Source organism: Paraconexibacter algicola (assembly GCF_003044185.1).
Lineage (GTDB): Bacteria > Actinomycetota > Thermoleophilia > Solirubrobacterales > Solirubrobacteraceae > Paraconexibacter > Paraconexibacter algicola.
The window spans coordinates 1,317,626-1,337,553 of sequence record NZ_PYYB01000001.1 but is presented as its reverse complement, the minus strand read 5'-3'; the positions used below and the strand labels follow the sequence as shown (position 1 = coordinate 1,337,553).

The following is a 19,928-nucleotide window of genomic DNA, read 5'->3' as shown; positions in this document are numbered from 1 at the left end:
ATGGGCACCGTCCTGATCGCCGCCGCCGCCTCGGTCGCCGTGCTGATGCTCGGCACCTGGCTGCTGTCCCTGCGGCTGAAGGACGTGTCGATCGTCGACCCCGTCTGGGGCTTCGCGTACGTCGTGGTCGCCGCGGCCGCGTTCCTCGCCGGTGACGGCGACGACGGCCGTCGGCTGCTGCTGCTCGTGATCGTCGGGCTCTGGGGCCTGCGGCTCGGGCTCTACCTCACGCGGCGCAAGCTGCACGAGAAGGGCGAGGACTACCGCTACGTCGAGATGCGCGAGAAGCACGGGGACCGCTTCCCGCTCGTGAGCCTCGGCATGGTGTTCGGCCTCCAGGGCGTGCTCGTCCTGCTCGTGTCGCTGCCGGTCACCGCGGCCGCCGCGCAGGACGACGCGGTCGGCGCGCTCGCGATCGCGGGCGTGGCGCTGTGGGCCGTCGGGCTGTTCTTCGAGGCGGTCGGGGACGCGCAGCTCGCGCGCTTCAAGGCCGACCCGGCGAACAAGGGCAAGGTCATGGACCGAGGTCTGTGGCGCTACACGCGCCACCCCAACTACTTCGGGGACTTCTGCGTGTGGTGGGGCATCTACCTCGTGGCGCTCGAGAGCGGCGCGTGGTGGACCGTCGTCGGCCCGCTGATCATGACCCAGCTGCTGACGAAGACCTCCGGCAAGGAGCGCCTGGAGAAGACGATCGGCTCGCGCCGCGAGGGCTACGCCGAGTACGTCGAGCGCACGAGCGGCTTCTTCCCGCTGCCGCCCCGATCGGGCCTGGCGCGTCGCACGTAGCGCCCGGTTGCGCAACTTACCGAACGCTTGCTACGTTGATGCGGAAGCCGTCCTGCGGCCGGGACGCCCGACCGGGCGCTCGGACCGCGGGCGGCGACTCCTCCCGCAGAACGCCCCGTCGGTATCTTGGCGCGCATGGCCGCCGTGACCGACCTCCTCGCCCGCGTCCCCGCCCCCGCCGCCCGCGTGGCGACCCGGATCGGGAACGAGCTGTTCTACGCGAACCGCCTGCGCGAGGTAGGGATGCTCCACCCCCAGCCGCCGCACAAGACCGCCAAGGCCGTCTCCTGCTATCTGCGCTACGGGCTGCTCGGCGGCTCGATCGCCGCGGTCGCGCAGCGCGTCCCCGACGCGATCGCGATCCGCGACGAGCGCGGCGAGATGACCTACGCCGAGCTCGACGCCGCCTCCAACGCACTGGCCAACCACTTCCGCGAGCGCGGCCTCGGCCCCGGCGACGGCGTGGCGCTCCTCGCCCGCAACCACCGCGGCTTCGTCATCGCGCTGTTCGCCGGCGCGAAGGCGGGCGTGCGGCTCGTGCTGCTGAACACGGACTTCGCCGGCCCGCAGATCCGCGAGGTCGCCGGGCGCGAGGGCACCGACCTGCTGATCCACGACGACGAGTACTCGGCGTTCCTCGAGGGCCTCGAGCCGCGCGCCGGCCGCCTGCGCGCGTGGACCGACGAGCCCGCCGACGACACGATCGACGCGGTCGTCGCCCGCTCCTCCACCGCCCCGCCGCCGCGGGTCGGCGCCGCCGCGAAGCTCATCGTGCTGACCAGCGGGACGACCGGCACGCCCAAGGGCGCGCCGCGGCCGACGCCGAAGTCGCTGATCCTGCCGGGCTCGCTCGTCGGCCGCATCCCCTTCAAGGGCGGCGAGACGACGGTCATCGGGCCGCCGATCTTCCACGCGCTCGGCCTCGCCCACGTCGTCCTGGGCGTCGGCCTCGGCTCGACGCTCGTGCTGCGCCGCAAGTTCGACCCGGAGCAGGCCCTGCGCGACCTGGCCGAGCACCGGGCCTCCGCGTTCATCTCGGTGCCGATCATGCTCACGCGGATGCTCGAGGTCGATCCCGCAGTCCGCGAGAGCCTCGACCTCAGCGCCCTGCGGATCGTGTTCGTCGGCGGGTCGCAGCTCGGCGGCGAGCTCTGCCGCCGCACGACGAAGGCGTTCGGGCCCGTCGTCTACAACCTGTACGGCTCGACCGAGGTCGCCTACGCGACGGTCGCCACCCCCGAGGAGCTCGCGATCGCCCCGGACTGCGTGGGGCGCTCGCCGCGCGGCACGACCGTCCGGCTCTACGACGAGCAGCGCGAGCTCATCACCGAGCCGCACGTCACCGGCCGGATCTTCGTCAGCAACGGCTTCGCGTTCGAGGGCTACACCGGCGGCGGCGGCAAGGAGGTCATCGACGGGCACATGGCGACCGGCGACGTCGGCCACGTCGACGAGCACGGCCTGCTGTTCATCGACGGCCGCGACGACGACATGATCGTCTCGGGCGGCGAGAACGTCTTCCCGGCCGAGGTCGAGGAGCTGCTGCACTCGCACCCGAAGGTCGCGGAGGCGTCGGTGATCGGCGTCGACGACGAGACGTTCGGCAAGCGACTGCGCGCGTTCGTCGCGCTGCTGCCCGGCGAGGAGGCCACCGAGGAGGAGTTCAAGAGCCTCGTGAAGGAGAACCTCGCGCGCTACAAGGTGCCCCGCGAGGTCGTCTTCCTCGACACGCTGCCGCGCAACCCGACCGGCAAGGTCCTCAAGCGCAAGCTCGCCGAGTACGAGGCCTGACCGACCCGGCGGCGCGCCCCCGCGGCGCCCGCCGCAGGGGCTGCGCGCGCCGCCCCGCCGACTTACATAGCGTGCGTTCGGTATCTGCTACCTTGCGCGCCCATGAGCAACCGCACGTACGTCATCGGCGTCGGCATGACCACGTTCTCCAAGCCCGGCACGAAGGAGGGGGACTACCCCGACTGGGCCGTCGAGGCGGGCAGCGCCGCCCTCGCCGACGCTGGCATCGGCTACGACGCCGTGCAGGAGGCCTACGTCGGCTACTGCTACGGCGACTCGACCGCCGGCCAGCGGGCCGTGTACGGCCTCGGGCTCACCGGCATCCCGGTGGTCAACGTCAACAACAACTGCTCGACCGGCTCCAGTGCCCTGTACCTCGCGCGCCGCGCGGTCCGCGCCGGCCTCGCCGAGTGCGCGCTCGCGCTCGGCTTCGAGAAGATGGAGAAGGGCTCGCTCGGGATGAAGTACCCCGACCGGACCAACCCGATGGACAAGCACGTCATGGCCCTCGGCGAGCTGCGCGAGTGGGAGCAGGCGCCCTTCGCCCCGCAGATGTTCGGCATGGCCGGGCGCGAGCACATGGAGCTCTACGGCTCCAAGCCCGAGCACTTCGCCTGGATCGGCTGGAAGAACCACAAGCACTCGGTCAACAACCCCTACGCGCAGTTCCAGACCGAGTACACGCTGCAGGAGATCAAGGACGCGCCCGAGATCTACGCGCCGCTGACGAAGCTGCAGTGCTCCCCGACCTCCGACGGCGCGGGTGCGGCGATCATCGCCTCCGAGCGGTTCGTCGACGAGCACGACCTCTGGGACCGCGCCGTGGAGCTCGCCGGCCAGGCGCTCGTCACCGACGTGCCCGACACCTTCAGCTCGCGTTCCGCGCGCACGCTCGTCGGCGCCGACATGAGCCGCAAGGCCGCGACCGCCGCGCTGCAGGAGGCGCAGGTCGACATCGCCGACGTCGACGTCATCGAGCTGCACGACTGCTTTAGCGCCAACGAGCTCGTGACCTACGAGGCGCTCGGCCTCGCCGCCGAGGGCGAGGGCCACACGCTCGTGGAGTCCGAGGCGACCACCTACGGCGGGGCCGGCCCCGTCGTCAACCCCTCCGGCGGCCTCATCTCCAAGGGCCACCCGCTCGGCGCGACGGGCCTCGCCCAGTGCGCCGAGCTGACCTGGCAGCTCCGCGGCCAGGCGGACCAGCGACAGGTCGAGGGCGCCACCGTCGCCCTCCAGCACAACATCGGCCTCGGCGGCGCCGCCGTGGTCTCCCTCTACACGAAGGCAGCATGAACATGGCCACCACCGCCCCCGCCCCGAGCAAGCGCACGATCTTCGAGCCCGAGCACCACGACTACCGCGAGAGCTACGCGACCTTCCTGCAGCGCGAGGTCGTCCCGCACTACCCGGAGTGGGAGAAGGCGCAGATCGTCCCGCGCGAGCTCTTCACGAAGTGCGCCGAGCACGGCTTCCTCGCCATGGAGGTGCCGGAGGAGTACGGCGGCAACGGCATCGACGACTGGCGCTTCAACGTCGTCCTCGGCGAGGAGGGCGTCAAGGCGGGCGTCGGCGACGCGATCGGCGGGCCGCTGCTGCACACCGACGTCGTGCTGCCCTACCTGATCTCGTCCGCCAACGACGAGCAGAAGGGCCGCTGGTTCCCCGGCATCGCGTCCGGCGAGCAGATCCTCGCCATCGCCATGACCGAGCCCGGCACCGGCTCCGACCTCGCGGGCATCAAGACCTCCGCGCGGCGCGACGGCACCGACTACGTCATCAACGGCGCGAAGACCTTCATCACCAACGGCATCAACGCCGACCTCGTGCTCGTCGCCGCGCGCACCAGCGACGACAAGCACGGTGGCCTGTCGATGTTCGTCGTCGAGCGCGGCATGCCGGGCTTCGAGCGCGGCAAGCAGATCGAGAAGGTCGGCCAGCACGCCTCCGACACCGCCGAGCTGTTCTTCGAGGACGTCCGCGTCCCGCAGGAGAACCTGCTGGGCGCGGAGGGCTCCGGCTTCCTGCAGCTCGTCTCGCGGCTCGTGCCCGAGCGCCTGACGCTCGCCGTGACCTCGATCGCCGGCTGCGAGAAGGCGCTCGACATGACGCTCGACTACGTCAAGGAGCGCAAGGCGTTCGGCAAGCCGATCGGCTCCAACCAGCACATCCGCTTCACGATGGCCGAGCTGCGCACCGAGGTCGAGATGGGCCGCTGCTTCGTCGACCGCTGCATCGAGCGGTACGTGCAGGGCACCTGCACCGTCGAGGAGGCCGCGATGGCGAAGTACGTCACCACCGACCTGCTCTGCAAGATCGCGGACACCGGCGTGCAGTTCCACGGCGGCTACGGCTACACCACCGAGTACCCGATCTCGAAGGTCTGGCTGGACTCGCGGATCACGAAGATCTACGCGGGCACCAACGAGATCATGAAGGAGCTCATCGGGCGCACGATGGGCCTCTGAGCGGGTCTCTGGGAGACTCCGCGGATGCCCCCTTCACCGCTGGACGACCCGCGGCGCGCCGTCCAGCGCTCCGGGAAGGCGGCGGTGAAGGCCGTCCGCCGGGCCACGGGCACGACGCCGCCGGCCCGGCCCCGACGCACCCAGGAGCAGCGGACCGCCGAGACGCGCGCCAAGCTCCTGGACGCGACGATCGAGTCGTTGCTGGAGGCCGGTTACGCCGCCACCACGACGCGCCGGGTCGCCGAGCTCGCCGGGGTCTCGCAGGGCGCGCAGACGCACCACTTCCCCTATCGGGTCGACCTCGTCACCGCGGCGGTCGAGCGGCTGACCGAGCAGCGGATCAGCGACCTCGGCGAGCGGCTCACCGCGATCGGGGACGACGCGGACGGCCAGGCGGGCGCGCTCCTGGACCTGCTGTGGGGGGACTTCTCCAGCGACATCTTCACGGTGTTCGTGAAGGTCTGGGTGGCCGCCGCCGACGACCCGGAGCTGCACGAGCGCCTCGTGCCGCTCGAGCGGATGATGGCCCGCAGCGTCGCGTCGCTGTCGTCGAACCTGCTGACCGACGGCCTGCGCGACGCCGACATGGAGGGCCGCCTGCTGACCGTGCTGGCGACGATGCGCGGCCTGGCGCTGACCGAGCGGTTCGAGCCGCGCGGGCGCAAGACCCGTGACCCCTGGCCGCTGATCCGGCCGGTGCTCGTCGCCGTCGTCCGCGGCGGGGACTGACCCGCCGCGGCGTGCGCTGGTCCGGCGGCCGCTCACGCGGCCGCGCGGGCCAGCAGCTGCTCGTGGTTGAGCCTCAGCAGCTCGATCACGTCGGCGACGTCGATCGCGTTGCGGATCGGGCGGGCGGCGAGCTTCGGGTGCTCGGGGAAGATCGGGTGCGGGCCCACCCGGCCCGCCGCGCGCAGCTCGCTCGCGAGCGCGCGGGAGAACAGGAAGTGGGCGGCGTGATCGCCGTGCAGGTGGCCGATCTCGCGGCGGCCGACGCGGAACGACAGCTCGCCGCGGTCGCCCCAGTGGGTGGTCACGCCCTCCCACGTGGTGACGACGTCGACGATCTGCTGGCTGGGGGTGGTGAAGGTGGTCATGGATCCAGCGTGCACCTTCGACCACGGTTGAGGTCAAGGGCGCCACGCGCGCACCGCGCGACGGCTCCCCGGCGTGCCGCGTCCGTAGTCTGGGGGCGTGCCCGAGATCCGCGTCGACGCCCTCACCGGTCTGCGGACCGTCATCGCGCCCGAGCGCGCGGCGCGCGGCGGCGCGGGCGTCGGCCTGGAGGTCCCGCCCGTGCCGCCGATCGACCCGGGCGACGACCCGTTCGCCGAAGGGCACGAGGACCGCACCCCGCCCGAGCTGCACGCGACCGGCCCGGCCGGCCGGGCCCCCGACACGCCCGGCTGGGGCGTCCGCGTCGTGCCCAACCGCTACCCGGCGCTCACGCCCGACGCGGCCGCCAGCCCGCCCGAGCGGTTCGCGAAGCCCGACCTCTTCACCGCGCTCCCGGCCGCGGGCACGCACGAGGTGATCGTCACCGCGCCGGAGCCGGTCGCGTGCCTGGCCGAGCTGCCCCAGCAGCGGGTCGTCGACGCCGTCGCTGTCTGGCGCGAGCGGATGCGCGCGCACGCGGACGCCTCCTACGTGCACGTGCACGTCAACGAGCGGCCGGAGGGCGGAGCGTCGCGCGCCCACTCGCACGCGCAGCTGTACGCGATGGACTTCGTGCCCGCGCTGGTCGCCCGCGAGCGCGAGCGGTTCGGGGCGTACGCGACCCGGACGATGGGCGGCAACCTCCTCGGGGACCTGCTGCAGGAGGAGGTGCGCCTGCGCGACCGGCTCGTCGCGGTCGGCGAGGAGGCGGTGGCGATCGCGCCGTTCGCCAGCCGCGCCCCCTACCAGCTGATGCTCGTGCCGCGCACCCCGCAGATGTCGTTCGCCGACGCCGGGGACGGGGTCGCCGTGCTGCTGCACGACGTGCTCGGCCGGCTCGCCCGCCGCTTCGGGGCGCCGCCGCCGCTGACGCTCTGGGTGCGGACCGCGCCGCAGGGCTCCGAGCACTTCTGCTGGCACGTGGACCTGCTGCCGCGCCTGACGCCGCTCGCCGGACTCGAGCTCGGCACCGGCCTGCACCTGAACGTCGTCGCGCCCGAGACCGCGGCCGCCGAGCTGCGCGACGCCTGAGCCGTGCTGCTCGTCCTCGTCGGCATCATCACGTCGGCCGCGGCCGGCATGGCCTCCGAGGCCCGCTGGGGCGAGCGCGCGGTCGCGGGCACGGGCCGCGCGTTCGACGTGCTGCTGTACGGGCTGCTGCCGCTGATCACGTTCTTCGCGGTCACGCGGCTGGAGCTCACCGCCGGGCTCGGGGTCGGCCTGCTGCTCGCCTACACCGAGCTCGCGATCGTCGGGCTCGTCGCGTTCCAGCTCGCCCGCCGGCTGCTGCACCTCGACGACGCCGCGACCGGTGCCGTGGTCGTCGGCAGCATCCTCGCGAACACCGGCTACCTCGGCCTGCCGCTGACCGCCGCCGTCCTGGGGACCGACGTCATCCCCGAGGCGATCACCTGGGACCTCGCGGTCAGCGTCCCGATGCTGTTCGTGCCCGCGTTCGCGATCGGCGCCGCCCTCGGCACGAAGGCCGGCGAGACGCCCCGCGAGCGGGTCCGGGCGTTCCTCGTGCGCAACCCGCCGCTGCTCGCGCTCGGGCTCGCGCTCGTCGCCCCGGACGCGTGGGCGCCCGAGGCGCTCTCGGACATCGCCCGCTACGGGGCGCTGGCGCTGCTGCCCGTCGGCTTCTTCGCGCTCGGCGTGCACCTGCGCCAGGAGGCGGAGGACGGCAACATGCGCTTCCCGCCACCGCTGACCCGTCCGGTGCTCGTCGTCCTCGGCTGCCGCGTGCTCCTGGCCCCGGCGCTGTTCGCCGCGGGCGCGCTCACCGTCGGGGCGCTGACGACCGTCGACATCCCGGACGCGTACTTCGCCCAGGCCGCGATGCCGTGCGGGATCAACGCCCTGATCGTCGCGCACGTCTACGGCCTCGACCTGCGGATCGCGGCGAGCGCGGTCGCCTGGTCCACCACCGCGGTCGTGACCGGGGCGCTCGTCCTGGCGGCGGTGACCTGATGCGCGCGCTCGTCCAGCGGGTCGCGCGCGCGAGCGTCACGGTCGACGGCGAGGTCGTCGGCGCGATCGGCCCCGGCCTGCTCGTCCTGCTGGGCGTCACCCACGACGACACCGCGGCCGTCGGCGACCGGCTCGCGGAGAAGGTCCGCGCGCTGCGCGTCTTCCCCGACGCGGACGGACGCATGAACGAGCCGCTCGGCGACCGCGAGGTGCTCGTGGTCAGCCAGTTCACGCTCTACGGGGACGCGCGCCGCGGCACCCGCCCCAGCTACGTCGCGGCCGCCCGGCCGGAGGTCGCCGAGCCGCTCTACGAGCGGTTCTGCGCGGCGCTGGACGCGCAGCGCGGCGTGTTCGGCGCGCACATGGAGGTCGAGCTCGTCAACGACGGCCCCGTGACGCTCATGCTCGAGCTGTCCGCCTCCTAGACTTGGCGGCCTATGCCGCCCGTGGATCGCTTCGTCCCCCGCTTCGCCGCCGAGCCGCCGCAGGAGCTCCTCCCCTACGGCCGCTGGGCGGACCGGCTGAAGGCCGAGTTCCTCGCCGCGTGCGCGCGGATCGACGACGGGGACGACGACGAGGACCTCGGCGAGACCACCGGGGAGATCTCCTGGTACCCGGACCGCACCTGGAACGGCCGCACGTACATCCCGGCGTCGATCCGCACGACCGAGAACTACGAGCTCTACGGGTACGTCAGCTACCTGCCCGCCACCGAGAAGGGCGAGGAGCCCTCCGGGTTCTTCTCCACCGCCGACTACACCGCCGAGATCGCCGAGGCGAACCCGGACTGGCAGCTGGACCTCTGCGAGGAGGTCATCGGCGGCTGGCGCGGCGAGGAGGGCAACGTCGCGGCGATGACGCTCGTGTGGGGCCGGCCGCTGGTGGACCGCGGCGCGGTCGTCGTGGCCGAGCTCGCGGACCTGCCGGTCGACCAGTGCGTCGTGCAGGAGGGCCGCTTCACGCTGATCGCGCCCGACGCCTACCGCAAGGACTACCTCGACATCCGCCTGTTCGACGACCGCGGGACCGAGCTGGCCTGCGAGTCCCTCTACGAGGACGACGAGGAGGAGGCGGGCGAGGCCTGATGGACCTCGAGACCGCCGTCCGCACCCGCCGCACGCACAAGGCCTACGGCGAGACCCCCGTCGACCGCGCGACGCTCGAGGAGCTGTTCGAGCTCGCGACGTGGGCGCCGAACCACCACCTCACGAACCCGTGGCGGTTCCGCGTCCTAGGACCGGGCTCGCTCGCGCGGCTGAAGCAGGCCGCCGACGCGCAGATCGCGGGGTCGGGCGCGAAGCTCGACCGGGCCCCGACGCTCGTCGCGGTGTCCTACGTGACCTCGCCGCAGGACCCCGTCGTCGACGAGGAGGACCTGTGCTCGGCGGCGGTCGCCGCCTACCTCGTGCTGCTCGGCGCGCACGCGCGCGGCCTCGCCGGCTACTGGCGCACCCCGGCCGTGCTGCGGATCCCGCAGGGGCGTGCCGCGCTGGGCATGGGCGAGGACGAGCGGGCGCTCGGCCTGCTGCACCTCGGCGAGCCCCGGCAGGAGCAGCGCGTGCCCGAGCGCGCCGGGCTCGACCTCGTCGCCCACTGGCTGGACTGAGGTCCCGGTGGGCCGCGACCGCAGCGAGGGCACCCGCCGGGCCGCGAAGGCCGCACGCCGGGACGCCGCCCGCGACGCCCGCGTCGAGGAGCTGCGCCGCGAGGCGCGCGGCTGGTACATCCGGGCGCTGCTCGCCGGGCTCGCCGCCGCCGGCCTCAGCCTGCTGACCGTGCTGCTCGCCGCCGCGCTCGGGCTCGTCGCCGCCTGGTGCGCCGTGGAGGGCACGCGCCGCGCGATCGACGCCACCCGTCTGGCCGAGGAGGCCTGAGCTCAAGGCCGCCCGTCCGGCGGCCGATCGACGTCGCATGCCGCAGCTGCTGCGGGCGCTCGTCGCCGCCCTCGCCGTCTCCCTGCTGTTCACCGCGGGCGCCGCCGCCTTCCGGCTCGGGCCGGTCGAGCTGCGTCCGGTCCCCGGCAATCCCGCCCACGCGCTCGCCGACCGCGAGCCCGACCCCCAGGAGTACGACCCGGCGCGGCGCTGCCTGCGCACCCCGCGCCCGGGGGTGCAGCGCCTGCTGCGCTGGCTCGACCGGCACGCCGCCGGGGTCAGCTGGGGCACCTACCGCTGCGAGCGGTGGGGTCCCGCAAGCGCGTCGCTGCACGCCGAGGGGCGCGCGATCGACTGGCACCTCGACAGCCGCGACCCCGCCCAGCGCGCCGCCGGCAAGCGGCTCATCCGCCTGCTGCTCGCGCCCGACACGGCCGGGACCCCGCAGGCGCTCGCGCGGCGCATGGGCGTCCAGGAGCTGATCTGGGACTGCTCGTACTGGAGCGCCGGCCGCCCCGACTTCGGGCCCTACGCGCCGTGCTACGGCCGCGACGGCCGCACACGGAAACGACGCGTCGACGCGACCGTCGGCCACCTGGACCACGTCCACATCGGCATGACGAAGGCGGGCGCGATGGCCCGCACGTCGTTCTGGGACCGCTGAGCGCCGTTCAGACCCCGGACGCCTGTCCGGGCACGGCGGCGAGCAGCTGCTTCGTGTACTCGTGCTGCGGGTTGTCGTAGAGGTCCTCGCTCGTCGCGAGCTCCACGATCTCCCCGGCGTACATCACGGCGACCCGGTCGCACATGTAGCGCACGACGCTCAGGTCGTGCGCGATGAACACGAGCGTCAGGCCCATCTCGCGCTGCAGGTCGCGCAGGAGGTTCAGCACCTGCGCCTGGATCGACACGTCCAGCGCCGACACCGGCTCGTCGGCGACGATGAGCTTCGGGGAGAGCGCGATCGCGCGCGCGATCCCGATCCGCTGCCGCTGTCCGCCGGAGAACTCGTGCGGCAGCCGGTTGTAGTGCTCGGGGTTGAGGCCGACCGTCTCCATCAGGCCCTGGACGCGCTTCTTGCGCGCGCCGTCGTCGGACTCCACGCCGTGGATGACGAACGGCTCGCCGATGATCGAGCCGACCGTCTTGCGCGGGTTCAGCGACGAGTACGGATCCTGGAAGATCATCTGCATGTCGCGGCGCAGCGGCTTGAGCTGCTTGCGCGACAGCGTGGCGATGTCGGTCCCGCGGAAGTCGATCGTGCCGCTGGTGGGATCCAGCAGGCGGGTCATGAGCCGGGCGGTCGTGGACTTGCCGCAGCCCGACTCGCCGACGAGCCCGAACGTCTCGCCCTCGAGGACGTCGAACGACACCCCGCCGACCGCGCGGACGGATCCGGCGCCGCGGCGCGTGAACATCTCCCCGCGGATCGGGAACTCCTTGACGAGGTCGCGGACCTCGATCAGCTTCTCGCTCACGACGGCTGCTCCTCCCCGGCGGTGATCTGCCGCCAGATCTCGGCCCGGCGCTCCTCGGCCAGGGTGCACGCGACGCGGTGCGCGGAGCCGGGCGCGACCGGCTTGAGCGCGGGATCGACCGTGCGGGACTGCTCGGTCGCGTAGGCGCAGCGCGGGTGGAACGCGCAGCCCGTCGGCCGCGTGATGAGGGACGGCGGTCGGCCCGGGATCGGCACGAGGTCCTGGTCGCGGGGCGTGTCCAGCCGCGGGATCGAGCGCAGCAGACCCCACGTGTACGGGTGGCGCGGCGCGTCGAACAGCGTCCGCTTGTCGGCCTGCTCGACGATCCGGCCCGCGTACATGACGACGATGTCGTCGGCGACGTCCGCGACGACGCCGAGGTCGTGCGTGATCATGACCACCGCGGTGCCGAGCTCGGTCTGGAGCTTGTTCATCAGCTGCAGGATCTGCGCCTGCACCGTGACGTCGAGCGCGGTCGTCGGCTCGTCGGCGATCAGCAGCTTCGGGTCGTTCATCAGGGCCATCGCGATCATCACGCGCTGGCGCATGCCGCCCGAGAACTCGTGCGGGTAGCTGTCGATCCGTCGGCGCGGCTCCGGGATCCCGACGAGGCCGAGCATCTCGACCGCGCGGTCGCGGGCCTGCGCCTTGCTGACGTCCTTGTGGGTCCGCACCGCCTCGATCAGCTGCTTGCCGACCTTGTAGAACGGGTGCAGGGACGAGAGCGGGTCCTGGAAGATCATCGCGATCTCGTTGCCGCGGATCCGGCGCAGGTCCTCGGGCCCGGCGCTCAGCAGGTCGCGGCCGTCGAACGTGACCGAGCCGCTGATGTCCGCCTTCGCGGAGCGCGTGAGGCCCATGACCGTCATCGAGGAGACGGACTTGCCGGAGCCGGACTCGCCGACGATGCCGAGCGTCTTGCCGGCCTCGACGGTGTAGGAGATCCCGTCGACGGCCTTGACGACGCCGTCGTCGGTGCGGAAGTGGACCTTCAGGTCCTCGACCTGCAGCAGCGGGGCCATGTCAGTACCTCACACGCGGGTCGAGGAAGGCGTAGATGACGTCGACGATCAGGCTCATGAGCGCGACGCCGAGCGCCAGGAACACGGTGGTGCCCTGGATCGTGGCGAGGTCGCCGCGGGAGATCGCGTCGAACGCGTAGCGGCCGACCCCCGGGATGTTGAACACCGACTCGGTGAGGATCGCGCCGCCGAAGAGGATGCCGATGTCGAGGCCCAGGACGGTGACGATCGGCGTGCCGGCCGAGCGCAGGCCGTGCCGCAGCACGACGCGGCGCTCGCTGAGGCCCTTCGCCCGCGCGGTGCGGATGTAGTCCTCGCTGAGCGTCTCGAGCAGGTTCGCGCGCAGCAGCCGCGCGTAGATCGCCGCGAACGCGGCGGACAGCACGATCCACGGCATGATCAGCGTGTGGGCCTTGTCGAAGAACCCGTTGGCGTCCTGGTAGGCGCCTGAGCCCGGCAGGATCCCGAACTTGCCGATGTCGTCGGAGAAGAGGAAGAGGGCGATCAGGCCGAGCCAGTAGACGGGCGCGGAGATCGCCAGGAGGGCACCGCCCATGAGGATGCGGTCCCAGATGGTGCCGCGGAAGACGGCGCTGATGATGCCGACGGTGACGCCGACGATCACCCAGACCACGGCCGCGCCGAACACGAGGAAGAGCGTCGCGGGGATGCGGTCGAAGAGGGTCGGGCGGACGGGCTCGTTGTTGACGAACGAGTTGCCCAGGTCGAAGTGGAAGAACAGGTCCGTGAGGAAGTCCTTCAGCTGCGTGTACCAGGGGTTGTTCAACCCCAGCTGCTCGCGGATCAGGGCCAGCGTCTCCGGGGAGGGCGACCGGCCGGCGCGCAGCGCCGCGGGGTCCGCGCTGGGCAGCTTGTAGAAGATGTAGAACGTGATCGCGCTGATGAGCACCATCAGCACGACGGTCCACAGCAGGCGCTTGACGATGTAGAAGGCCACGGTGTCTCTCGGCTGCCGGGGCCGCCCCCGCCGGGTCGGCGGGAGCGGCTCCAGCGATCAGGTCAGTCGATCAGGGCTACTTGAGCGACGTGAACGTGAGGTCGACGAGCGAGTTGTAGGGGTTGCCCACACCCTGCACGTTCTTGGACCAGACCAGCGTGGTCTTGTCCCAGATGAACGGGACCGCGGGCGCCTGGCCCATGATCTGCTTGTCGATCGCGCCCCAGGCGGCGTTGCGGGCGTCGCCCTCGAGCAGGGCCGCCGCGTCCATCGCCTTGTCGATGGCCGGGTCGTCCAGCTGGCCGAGGTTGTTGTTCCCGCCGTCCGGCTTGATCTCCGAGCCCTTGAAGGTCGGGACGAGCATGGACTCCGGGTCGGCGTAGTCCTTGAACCAGCCGGCGGCGCCGCACATGTTGACCTTCTTGGACGGGACCTGGCACCACTCGGTGTAGACCGCGTCCTGCGGGACGGTCCGCAGACGGACCTTGAAGCCGAGCTTCTCGAGCTGGGCCTTCGCGACCTCGCCCTGCGCCTTCGCCGGGTCGACGTTGGCGGTGATCATGAAGACCTCGTCGTCGCCCTCGTACTTGCCGGAGGCGAAGCCCGCGGCCTTCATGTACTTGGCGGCCACGGCGGCGTCACCGCGCGGGTTCTTCATGTAGTCGAGGTCCGTGCCCATGCCACCGGCCTCCTCGAAGCCGGGGAACTCCGGCGGCAGGAAGTGCGTGGCGACGTCGCCGGCGAATGCGCCGCCGCGCGCCTTGACGGCGGCCTCGCGGTCGAAGACGGCGAGGACGGCCTTGCGGACGTTCAGGTCGTTGAACGGCGGGATCTTCGTGTTCATCGGGAAGTAGCGGTAGCCACCCGACGGGACCTGCGTGAACTGGCCCTTGTACTGGCGGTTCAGCCGGGGCAGGATCTGCGCCGGCGGGTTGGTGTCCAGGATCATGCCCTGGCCGTCGAGCACCTGGCGGGCGGCGACGTTCGCGTCGGTCGCGTTCGTGCGGATCTCGATCTCGTCGAGGTACGCCGGCTTGTAGTCGAGCTTCGGGTCCCAGTTCGGGTTGCGCACGAGCTTGATGCTCTTGCCCGCCACGTAGCCCGTGAGCTTGCCGTTGGCGTCGTTGGGGATCATGTACGGCCCCGTGGCGACGACGTTCGTGTTGTAGGTCGACGGGTTCTTCTCGTCGAACTTCTTCGCGTACTCCTCCGGCACCGGGACGGTGATCGGCATGACGAGCGCGGCGGCGAACGAGACGCCGACGGGCCGCTTGAGCTTGAAGATCAGCGTGTAGTCGTCCGGGGTCTCGATGCCCGAGAACGTCTTGAACGTCTTGGTGTTCGTCTCCGGGGCGCCCTCGATCGCGTTGAAGTACGCGGTGTACTGGCCACCGACGTTCACGGTGAAGAAGCGCTCGATCGCGTACTTGACGTCCTTGGCGACGACCTCGCGGTTGACCGGCGGCGAGTACTTGACGCCCTTCTTCAGCTTGACCGTGACGGTCTTCTTGTCCGCCGAGATGACGGGCTCGCCGTCGGCGAGGTCCGGCTGCGCCTTCTGGGCGTCGGTCGGCGAGAAGGAGTAGAGCGGCTTGCCCATCGCGTAGATGGTCTGGAAGCCGAACTGGTAGTAGCTGTGGCCGGGGTCGAGGTAGTCGACGTCGCTGGCGGCGAGCTCCAGGAGCTTGCCGCCCTTCTTGCCCTGCGGCACGTCGGCGACGGGCGCCGACTCGGAGCTGCTGCCCGAGGACGACGAGGACGAGCTGGAGTCGTCGTCGTCACCGCAGGCGGCGAACGCGAAGGCGGAGATGGCGAACATCGCCAACAGGAGGAATCGCAGACGACTCCTGATCATGGGATGGTCCTTTCGGAACGGACGGACATGGGTGATGCGGAACGGAAGTGGTGCGAGCGCATCTGGACCGTGCTCACTTGGACGTACGGGGGTTGAGGGCGTCCTGCAGGCCGTCGCCGACGATGTTGAAGGCGAGGACCGTCGTGACGAGCGCGACGCCCGGGAAGACCATGAACCACCAGGCGATGTCGAAGATGCCGGTGGCGTCGGCGATCATCTGGCCCCAGCTGGGCGTGTTCGGATCCACGCCGACGCCCAGGAACGAGAGCGCCGCCTCGAAGAGGATGTTCTGGGGGATGAGGATCGTCGAGTAGACGATGATCGGCGCGATCAGGTTCGGGAGGATCTCGCGGAAGATGATCCGGCCGTTGGACGCCCCGAGCGACTTGGCGGCCTCGACGAACTCGCGCTCGCGCAGGCTGAGCACCTGGCCGCGGATGATCCGCGCCATGTACGGCCAGGTCGAGACGCTGATCACGAAGATGACGACGCCGCGGCCGGGCTGGATCGCGCCGCCGAGGCAGCCCTCGCGGCCGGAGCAGGCGACGCCGACGCCGATCGCGAGGACGAGGACCGGGAACGCGAGCATGAGGTCCATCGTGCGCGCCAGGAGCGTGTCGACCCAGCCGCGGTAGTAGCCGGCGATCATGCCGAGCGTCACGCCGATGACCACCGTGATCGCGGTGGCGATGAAGGCCACCTCGAGCGACAGCCGCGCGCCGTAGACGACGCGGGCGAAGACGTCGCGGCCGCGCTGGTCGACCCCGAAGACGTTGTCGCCGGTCGGACCGGACGGCAGGCCGAAGTCGTCGAGCAGGTCCGGGTTCTGGACGTTCGGCCCGGGCGCGCCGAAGACCTTGACGATCAGCGGCGCGAGGATCGCGACGAGGACGACGAAGCCGACCACGCCGAGCGCCCCGAGGGCGACCTTGTCGCGGCGCAGGCGGCGCCAGAACAGCTGCAGCGGCGAGCGGGCGGCGATCTCCCCCGTCGCGGCGGCGGCGGGACCGCCGGGCTCGGCGGCCGGGTCCAGCATCTCGGGCGTTCCCGGCGTGCTCACGATCCCGGGCTCCGCTTCATGTCGACCTTCTTGGTGTGCACGACTCCCTCAGCGCTGCTGTTCGAGCGATGGCTGTCCCGACCCGGAACGCTCCACCCCGGCTGGGGTTGGACGGTTCGTCCCGTCCGGTCGAGGGCGCGAGCGTACTCCGTTCGGGTGGGTCGTGTCCGCAGTTTTCTCACCGGAGAACAGAGCTACGGGGTCAGGAAGCCCCGATTCTTGGCCCCGCGGGCCATGGCACGATTTCCCGGTTCGCCCGGGTGTCCAAACCCTTCGCCGGTTCGTCGGGGTGTCAGGAGCGCTTTTGCGCCGACTTGCGCGGTACGTCGCATTCCGGTCGGTGGTTGCGGCGCGCGCGGCGGCCGTCACGCGCCGCGACGGCGCGGACCCCGCCCCGGGCACCGCCCGGGCGCGTTCCGTACCCTGCCCGCAGGCCCCGATAGCTCAGGTGGATAGAGCGACCGCCTCCTAAGCGGTAGGCCGCTGGTTCGAATCCAGCTCGGGGCATCCGATGAACGCTGGGTTCAGCACTTGTTGGACCCGTCTCAGGTCGCTTCTTGTTCCCGATTCCTGTTCTTCAGGAGTCCATGGACGCGCGGATCACGGGGCATCTGATCGTCGATGCCCGTCTGAACGGGCGGGTCTACGTGGCGAGCTTCGCGCAGGCCGGCGGCGACAAGACGCGGCGTGTCCTCGGACCCGCGTGGGTCCGGGACAGCGGCCGGCAGACCGCGCGTGGCGCGATCATCTGGCGGGCCGCCGACGGCCACTGCCCCGGCGGGCACCTCACGCCCCAGGCTGCGAAGGCGGAGCTCGACCGTCTGCTCGCGACCCTCAGGTAGAGCCACGTTCGGTCGGCTCCAGAGCGGCACGGTGCGCGACGCGTTCTACCGCGGTCTCGACAACGCCGGCCTGGAGCACCTCCGCGAGAAGGAGGACAACCCGATGACGTTCCACGACCTCCGTCACACCTTCGGCACCGTCGCAGTGCGCGAGTTCGATCTCGTCGTGGTCCAGGCCTACATGGACCACAGCGAGATCGGCACGACAATGCGGTACGTGCACCACGTCCCGCGACACGATGCGGCCCGCCGCTTGTCGGCGGCGTTCGCGGAGGACCGCGGCGCGCCGGCCCCGCCGCCCTCGGTCAGGCCGGAGAAGCCGTCGGGATCGACCGCGCCGCCAACGCCCGGAGCATCCGCACGTCGTAGGTGACGACCGTCGCCAGCTTCGGCGCAAGGGCGAGCGCCGCTGCAATGTGGATGGCATCGAGTGCGCGGAGATAGGGATCCGGCAGCTGCGCTGCCACCCGCAGCTGAGCGACGTCCAGGTCGATCAGGTCGATCGCGGAGAGCACCGCGGCGACCACGCCGGGATTCGGCTCTTGGCCCTGCGAGGCAGCGCGCTTCACCGCGCGCTCGAACTCGACCTCGAGCAGCGCACTCGAGACGAGCGCGGCGCCCGAGGAGGTCAACCACGCCCCCAGCGCGACACTCTCCGCCTCCTCGAAGACGAGCTTGATCGCTGCCGACGTGTCGATATAGGTCAGTGCGGCGGCCGCGTCAGACACGGTCGCCGCGGACGTCGTCCAGCGCGCGGGAGCCTGCGTCGCCCGCGGGCAACGACAGCGTGCCGATCTCCTTCAGGACGTCGGCGATGTCTCGCGTTCTGAGGCGCAGCACGCCGTCGCGAGCGAGCTCGAGCTCCTCGGCGGTGTACTGCGGCGGGAGTGGTTGATGGATGGTCGCCATCGCTACCCAAGGTAGCGCTGCTATTCGCAGCCAACAACCGGCGGACGGCGTCGCTATCGCACGGCGGGGCCTAGCGCGACGACGTTGCCCGGTGCGTCGAGCAGGTGCAGACGTGCACGGCGCCTAGCCTCGCGACCAACGAACTCGAAGAAGTTGTCGTGCACCTTCGCGGTGGGGGCGGTCAGTCCGGACCCGAGGCGGACGACGGCCACGCCGTCGGGCGCCAGGCCGGATCGTCGCGCCGTCCGCTGCCGGAAGCGCGGGAGCGTCCACTCCGGATGGCGTCGCTGGAGGGCCTGCCGGGTGGCCTCTAGCCGAGCGAGCTGCGCCGGGGTCTTGCGCGGGCCCGGAATGATGGACATCTCGGCCCGGCCTCGACGGATGTCTCGGAGGCTGAAGCAGCCCACTGCGGTCGCGATCGTGTCGCGTGCCGTGAGGCACAGCTGGTTGCGCGGCTGCGGTCTCTTTCCGCCGGCCTCGGCCGGCATGGAGCGTCCGCCGGTGACCCAACGGGTCAATCGCGCGGCCTGCGTCGCGACCTCCGGCGTCCGGCCGCGCGCGTTTCGGTCGTCGACAAGCGTCGTCGCGCATCTATCCAATGATCAACGGCCCGCCCACCGAAGCCGGCGACGCCGGCGAGCAGTCCGACCATGGGCCCGAAGATGAGACCTGCCACCAGCCCCACCACGAGGCACGCGACGGCAGATACGAGCAGCCGCTTCATCACGGGCGAATCCTACGGAGGGAGCATCTCAGCATCCGGCGCCGTCCTCCGGCCCATCTGCGTGATCCGCGATCCAGATGTGGGCGGGCGCTCACCCGGTTCGCCGCGAACGGCCCGCGGCACGAAGCGGTCCCGCCTGCCCCGCCCGCTCAGCCGGGCGTGACGCCCGCGCCGATCCAGGCGAGGTACGCCGCGTTGCCGCCCGTGACCTCGAGCGCGACGAGCTCGTAGGTGTCGTACGGGTGGACGTCGGCCAGCCGCGCGTCCAAGGCGACCAGTCGGTCCGCCGTCGTCTTGACGACCAGGAGCGCCTCCTCGCCCTGCTGGACCTCGCCCTCCCAGCGGTACACCGATCGCACGGACGGCACGATGTTCACGCACGCGGCGAGCCGCTCCTGCACGAGCACGCGCGCGATGTCGTCCGCGCGCTCCGCCGGCGCCGTGACGAGGCAGACGCGCTCGCCGGCCATCAGCGATCCGGACGGTCGGGGTGCACGTCGTCGATCGTCGCCAGGGCCACGTACGGCACGCCCTCCCCGGCCGCCGCGCGGATCCGCTCGGCCCCGCCCGCGAGCCGGTCCAGGACGGTCAGCACGCCGACGATCGTGCGACCCTCGGCCTGCAGCGCCTCGATCGCCTCGATCGTCGAGCCGCCCGTCGTCACGACGTCCTCGACGACCAGGCACCGGTCCTGCGCGGTCAGGAGCGGGCCCTCGACGCGCCGCTGCAGCCCGTGCTGCTTGGCCGCGCCCTTGCGGATGAAGAACGCCTTGACGTCCGCGCCGCCCGCCAGCGCGGCGCACGCCACGGGATCGGCGCCCATCGTCAGCCCGCCGACCGCGGTCGCCCCCCACTCGCGGGCGTGGTGCGCGACGAGCTCGCCGAGCGCGGCGAACCCGACCGGGAGCAGCGTCGCCCGCTTCGCGTCGACGTAGTACTGGGCGGTCGCACCGCTGGAGAGGGTCACCTCGCCGAGCACGAGGGCGTGCGTACGAAGCTCGTCGATCAGCCGGGAACGGGCGTCCATGCGCTCTA

General features: G+C 71.7%; 25 protein-coding genes, 1 tRNA gene and 1 pseudogene. 15 read left to right on the top strand and 12 right to left on the bottom strand.

Going from position 1 to position 19,928, the window contains the following annotated elements; all coding sequences use genetic code 11:
* The 5 genes from C7Y72_RS06465 to C7Y72_RS06445 all read left to right on the top strand — a co-directional run bounded on the left by C7Y72_RS06465 (nt 1) and on the right by C7Y72_RS06445 (nt 5,777).
* Nucleotides 1–789, top strand: a complete 789-nt coding sequence (locus C7Y72_RS06465) for a DUF1295 domain-containing protein (RefSeq protein WP_107567837.1) — start codon at nt 1–3, stop codon at nt 787–789.
* Nucleotides 790–924: 135 nt separating this feature from the next.
* Nucleotides 925–2,580 carry an acyl-CoA synthetase gene (locus C7Y72_RS06460; RefSeq protein WP_107567835.1) on the top strand — a complete coding sequence of 552 codons (1,656 nt, stop codon included), beginning with the start codon at nt 925–927 and terminating at the stop codon, nt 2,578–2,580.
* A gap of 102 nt (nt 2,581–2,682) precedes the next feature.
* The gene (locus C7Y72_RS06455) at nt 2,683–3,876 is read left to right on the top strand and encodes a lipid-transfer protein (protein WP_107567833.1); all 1,194 of its coding nucleotides are present in this window, start codon (nt 2,683–2,685) and stop codon (nt 3,874–3,876) included.
* 2 nt (nt 3,877–3,878) lie between these two features.
* A complete protein-coding gene (locus C7Y72_RS06450; protein ID WP_107567831.1) occupies nt 3,879–5,048 on the top strand; it encodes an acyl-CoA dehydrogenase family protein in 1,170 nt (389 codons plus the stop codon).
* A 24-nt stretch (nt 5,049–5,072) separates the two neighbouring features.
* Nucleotides 5,073–5,777 (top strand): TetR/AcrR family transcriptional regulator, encoded by a 705-nt coding sequence (locus C7Y72_RS06445; protein WP_107567829.1) that lies wholly within the window; start codon nt 5,073–5,075, stop codon nt 5,775–5,777.
* Between the two features lie 32 nt (nt 5,778–5,809).
* On the opposite strand, the gene C7Y72_RS06440 is transcribed toward C7Y72_RS06445, so the two are convergent.
* Nucleotides 5,810–6,142: a luciferase domain-containing protein gene (locus tag C7Y72_RS06440; RefSeq protein ID WP_107567827.1), complete on the bottom strand. Its 333-nt coding sequence runs from the start codon at nt 6,140–6,142 to the stop codon at nt 5,810–5,812.
* Between the two features lie 97 nt (nt 6,143–6,239).
* On the opposite strand from C7Y72_RS06440, the gene C7Y72_RS06435 reads away from it, so the two are divergent.
* The 7 genes from C7Y72_RS06435 to C7Y72_RS06405 are packed head-to-tail and all read left to right on the top strand — an operon-like array spanning nt 6,240 to nt 10,709.
* The gene (locus C7Y72_RS06435; protein ID WP_107567825.1) at nt 6,240–7,232 is read left to right on the top strand and encodes a galactose-1-phosphate uridylyltransferase; all 993 of its coding nucleotides are present in this window, start codon (nt 6,240–6,242) and stop codon (nt 7,230–7,232) included.
* A 3-nt stretch (nt 7,233–7,235) separates the two neighbouring features.
* On the top strand, nt 7,236–8,171 hold the full coding sequence (locus tag C7Y72_RS06430) for an AEC family transporter (protein ID WP_107567823.1): 936 nt from the start codon (nt 7,236–7,238) through the stop codon (nt 8,169–8,171).
* Nucleotides 8,171–8,596 (top strand): D-aminoacyl-tRNA deacylase, encoded by a 426-nt coding sequence (gene dtd / locus C7Y72_RS06425; protein ID WP_107567821.1) that lies wholly within the window; start codon nt 8,171–8,173, stop codon nt 8,594–8,596. The genes C7Y72_RS06430 and dtd overlap by 1 nt, the downstream gene beginning before the upstream one ends.
* Nucleotides 8,597–8,608: 12 nt before the next feature.
* A complete protein-coding gene (locus C7Y72_RS06420; protein ID WP_107567819.1) occupies nt 8,609–9,256 on the top strand; it encodes a hypothetical protein in 648 nt (215 codons plus the stop codon).
* Nucleotides 9,256–9,777, top strand: coding sequence for a nitroreductase family protein (locus C7Y72_RS06415; RefSeq protein ID WP_107567817.1), 522 nt, complete (start codon nt 9,256–9,258; stop codon nt 9,775–9,777). Before C7Y72_RS06420 ends, C7Y72_RS06415 begins: the two co-directional genes overlap by 1 nt.
* A 7-nt stretch (nt 9,778–9,784) precedes the next feature.
* Nucleotides 9,785–10,045 (top strand): hypothetical protein, encoded by a 261-nt coding sequence (locus C7Y72_RS06410; RefSeq protein WP_107567815.1) that lies wholly within the window; start codon nt 9,785–9,787, stop codon nt 10,043–10,045.
* Between the two features lie 37 nt (nt 10,046–10,082).
* Nucleotides 10,083–10,709, top strand: coding sequence for a VldE C-terminal domain-containing protein (locus C7Y72_RS06405; RefSeq protein ID WP_107567813.1), 627 nt, complete (start codon nt 10,083–10,085; stop codon nt 10,707–10,709).
* Between the two features lie 28 nt (nt 10,710–10,737).
* Here the strand turns inward: C7Y72_RS06405 and C7Y72_RS06400 are convergent.
* The 5 genes and pseudogenes from C7Y72_RS06400 to C7Y72_RS06380 all read right to left on the bottom strand — a co-directional run.
* Nucleotides 10,738–11,559, bottom strand: a pseudogene (locus C7Y72_RS06400) (ABC transporter ATP-binding protein); the annotation flags it as partial.
* Nucleotides 11,520–12,545: an ABC transporter ATP-binding protein gene (locus C7Y72_RS06395; protein ID WP_107567811.1), complete on the bottom strand. Its 1,026-nt coding sequence runs from the start codon at nt 12,543–12,545 to the stop codon at nt 11,520–11,522. The gene C7Y72_RS06395 and the pseudogene C7Y72_RS06400, both read right to left, overlap by 40 nt.
* Before the next feature lies 1 nt (nt 12,546).
* Complete coding sequence (locus C7Y72_RS06390) at nt 12,547–13,503, bottom strand: ABC transporter permease (protein WP_107567809.1); 957 nt, start codon at nt 13,501–13,503, stop codon at nt 12,547–12,549.
* 76 nt (nt 13,504–13,579) lie between these two features.
* Complete coding sequence (locus C7Y72_RS06385; RefSeq protein ID WP_107567807.1) at nt 13,580–15,358, bottom strand: ABC transporter substrate-binding protein; 1,779 nt, start codon at nt 15,356–15,358, stop codon at nt 13,580–13,582.
* 73 nt (nt 15,359–15,431) lie between these two features.
* Complete coding sequence (locus C7Y72_RS06380) at nt 15,432–16,418, bottom strand: ABC transporter permease (protein ID WP_233243744.1); 987 nt, start codon at nt 16,416–16,418, stop codon at nt 15,432–15,434.
* 433 nt (nt 16,419–16,851) lie between these two features.
* Here C7Y72_RS06380 and C7Y72_RS06375 point away from each other — a divergent pair.
* From C7Y72_RS06375 to C7Y72_RS24255, 3 genes are all read left to right on the top strand, one after another.
* Nucleotides 16,852–16,925: transfer RNA gene (locus C7Y72_RS06375), tRNA-Arg, on the top strand.
* Between the two features lie 80 nt (nt 16,926–17,005).
* Nucleotides 17,006–17,260, top strand: a complete 255-nt coding sequence (locus C7Y72_RS23150; protein WP_158276689.1) for a hypothetical protein — start codon at nt 17,006–17,008, stop codon at nt 17,258–17,260.
* A complete protein-coding gene (locus C7Y72_RS24255) occupies nt 17,154–17,633 on the top strand; it encodes a tyrosine-type recombinase/integrase (RefSeq protein WP_431844372.1) in 480 nt (159 codons plus the stop codon). Before C7Y72_RS23150 ends, C7Y72_RS24255 begins: the two co-directional genes overlap by 107 nt.
* Here C7Y72_RS24255 and C7Y72_RS06365 read toward each other — a convergent pair.
* The 6 genes from C7Y72_RS06365 to C7Y72_RS06345 all read right to left on the bottom strand — a co-directional run bounded on the left by C7Y72_RS06365 (nt 17,566) and on the right by C7Y72_RS06345 (nt 19,920).
* Nucleotides 17,566–17,988 (bottom strand): type II toxin-antitoxin system VapC family toxin, encoded by a 423-nt coding sequence (locus C7Y72_RS06365; RefSeq protein ID WP_107567801.1) that lies wholly within the window; start codon nt 17,986–17,988, stop codon nt 17,566–17,568. The genes C7Y72_RS24255 and C7Y72_RS06365 overlap by 68 nt on opposite strands.
* Nucleotides 17,981–18,169, bottom strand: coding sequence for a hypothetical protein (locus C7Y72_RS06360; RefSeq protein ID WP_107567799.1), 189 nt, complete (start codon nt 18,167–18,169; stop codon nt 17,981–17,983). The genes C7Y72_RS06365 and C7Y72_RS06360 overlap by 8 nt, the downstream gene beginning before the upstream one ends.
* Nucleotides 18,170–18,222: 53 nt before the next feature.
* Nucleotides 18,223–18,657 carry a hypothetical protein gene (locus C7Y72_RS06355; protein ID WP_107567797.1) on the bottom strand — a complete coding sequence of 145 codons (435 nt, stop codon included), beginning with the start codon at nt 18,655–18,657 and terminating at the stop codon, nt 18,223–18,225.
* A gap of 26 nt (nt 18,658–18,683) precedes the next feature.
* Nucleotides 18,684–18,893 carry a hypothetical protein gene (locus tag C7Y72_RS22725; protein ID WP_146175278.1) on the bottom strand — a complete coding sequence of 70 codons (210 nt, stop codon included), beginning with the start codon at nt 18,891–18,893 and terminating at the stop codon, nt 18,684–18,686.
* Between the two features lie 149 nt (nt 18,894–19,042).
* Nucleotides 19,043–19,363: a divalent-cation tolerance protein CutA gene (cutA, locus tag C7Y72_RS06350; protein WP_107567795.1), complete on the bottom strand. Its 321-nt coding sequence runs from the start codon at nt 19,361–19,363 to the stop codon at nt 19,043–19,045.
* Nucleotides 19,363–19,920, bottom strand: coding sequence for an orotate phosphoribosyltransferase (locus tag C7Y72_RS06345; protein WP_107567793.1), 558 nt, complete (start codon nt 19,918–19,920; stop codon nt 19,363–19,365). The genes cutA and C7Y72_RS06345 overlap by 1 nt, the downstream gene beginning before the upstream one ends.
* Nucleotides 19,921–19,928: the final 8 nt, after the last annotated feature.

What these genes read in the sequence shown, in the direction of transcription:
- dtd (WP_107567821.1), top strand. Translation starts at nt 8,171, where the DNA reads ATGCGCGCGCTCGTCCAGCGGGTCGCGCGCGCGAGCGTCACGGTCGAC.
- C7Y72_RS06345 (WP_107567793.1), bottom strand. Translation starts at nt 19,920, where the DNA reads ATGGACGCCCGTTCCCGGCTGATCGACGAGCTTCGTACGCACGCCCTC.
- C7Y72_RS06405 (WP_107567813.1), top strand. Translation starts at nt 10,083, where the DNA reads ATGCCGCAGCTGCTGCGGGCGCTCGTCGCCGCCCTCGCCGTCTCCCTG.
- C7Y72_RS06395 (WP_107567811.1), bottom strand. Translation starts at nt 12,545, where the DNA reads ATGGCCCCGCTGCTGCAGGTCGAGGACCTGAAGGTCCACTTCCGCACC.
- C7Y72_RS06460 (WP_107567835.1), top strand. Translation starts at nt 925, where the DNA reads ATGGCCGCCGTGACCGACCTCCTCGCCCGCGTCCCCGCCCCCGCCGCC.
- C7Y72_RS06420 (WP_107567819.1), top strand. Translation starts at nt 8,609, where the DNA reads ATGCCGCCCGTGGATCGCTTCGTCCCCCGCTTCGCCGCCGAGCCGCCG.
- C7Y72_RS23150 (WP_158276689.1), top strand. Translation starts at nt 17,006, where the DNA reads ATGGACGCGCGGATCACGGGGCATCTGATCGTCGATGCCCGTCTGAAC.
- cutA (WP_107567795.1), bottom strand. Translation starts at nt 19,363, where the DNA reads ATGGCCGGCGAGCGCGTCTGCCTCGTCACGGCGCCGGCGGAGCGCGCG.
- C7Y72_RS06415 (WP_107567817.1), top strand. Translation starts at nt 9,256, where the DNA reads ATGGACCTCGAGACCGCCGTCCGCACCCGCCGCACGCACAAGGCCTAC.
- C7Y72_RS06355 (WP_107567797.1), bottom strand. Translation starts at nt 18,657, where the DNA reads ATGCCGGCCGAGGCCGGCGGAAAGAGACCGCAGCCGCGCAACCAGCTG.
- C7Y72_RS22725 (WP_146175278.1), bottom strand. Translation starts at nt 18,893, where the DNA reads ATGAAGCGGCTGCTCGTATCTGCCGTCGCGTGCCTCGTGGTGGGGCTG.
- C7Y72_RS06445 (WP_107567829.1), top strand. Translation starts at nt 5,073, where the DNA reads ATGCCCCCTTCACCGCTGGACGACCCGCGGCGCGCCGTCCAGCGCTCC.
- C7Y72_RS06360 (WP_107567799.1), bottom strand. Translation starts at nt 18,169, where the DNA reads ATGGCGACCATCCATCAACCACTCCCGCCGCAGTACACCGCCGAGGAG.
- C7Y72_RS06385 (WP_107567807.1), bottom strand. Translation starts at nt 15,358, where the DNA reads ATGATCAGGAGTCGTCTGCGATTCCTCCTGTTGGCGATGTTCGCCATC.
- C7Y72_RS06465 (WP_107567837.1), top strand. Translation starts at nt 1, where the DNA reads ATGGGCACCGTCCTGATCGCCGCCGCCGCCTCGGTCGCCGTGCTGATG.
- C7Y72_RS06455 (WP_107567833.1), top strand. Translation starts at nt 2,683, where the DNA reads ATGAGCAACCGCACGTACGTCATCGGCGTCGGCATGACCACGTTCTCC.
- C7Y72_RS06440 (WP_107567827.1), bottom strand. Translation starts at nt 6,142, where the DNA reads ATGACCACCTTCACCACCCCCAGCCAGCAGATCGTCGACGTCGTCACC.
- C7Y72_RS06450 (WP_107567831.1), top strand. Translation starts at nt 3,879, where the DNA reads ATGGCCACCACCGCCCCCGCCCCGAGCAAGCGCACGATCTTCGAGCCC.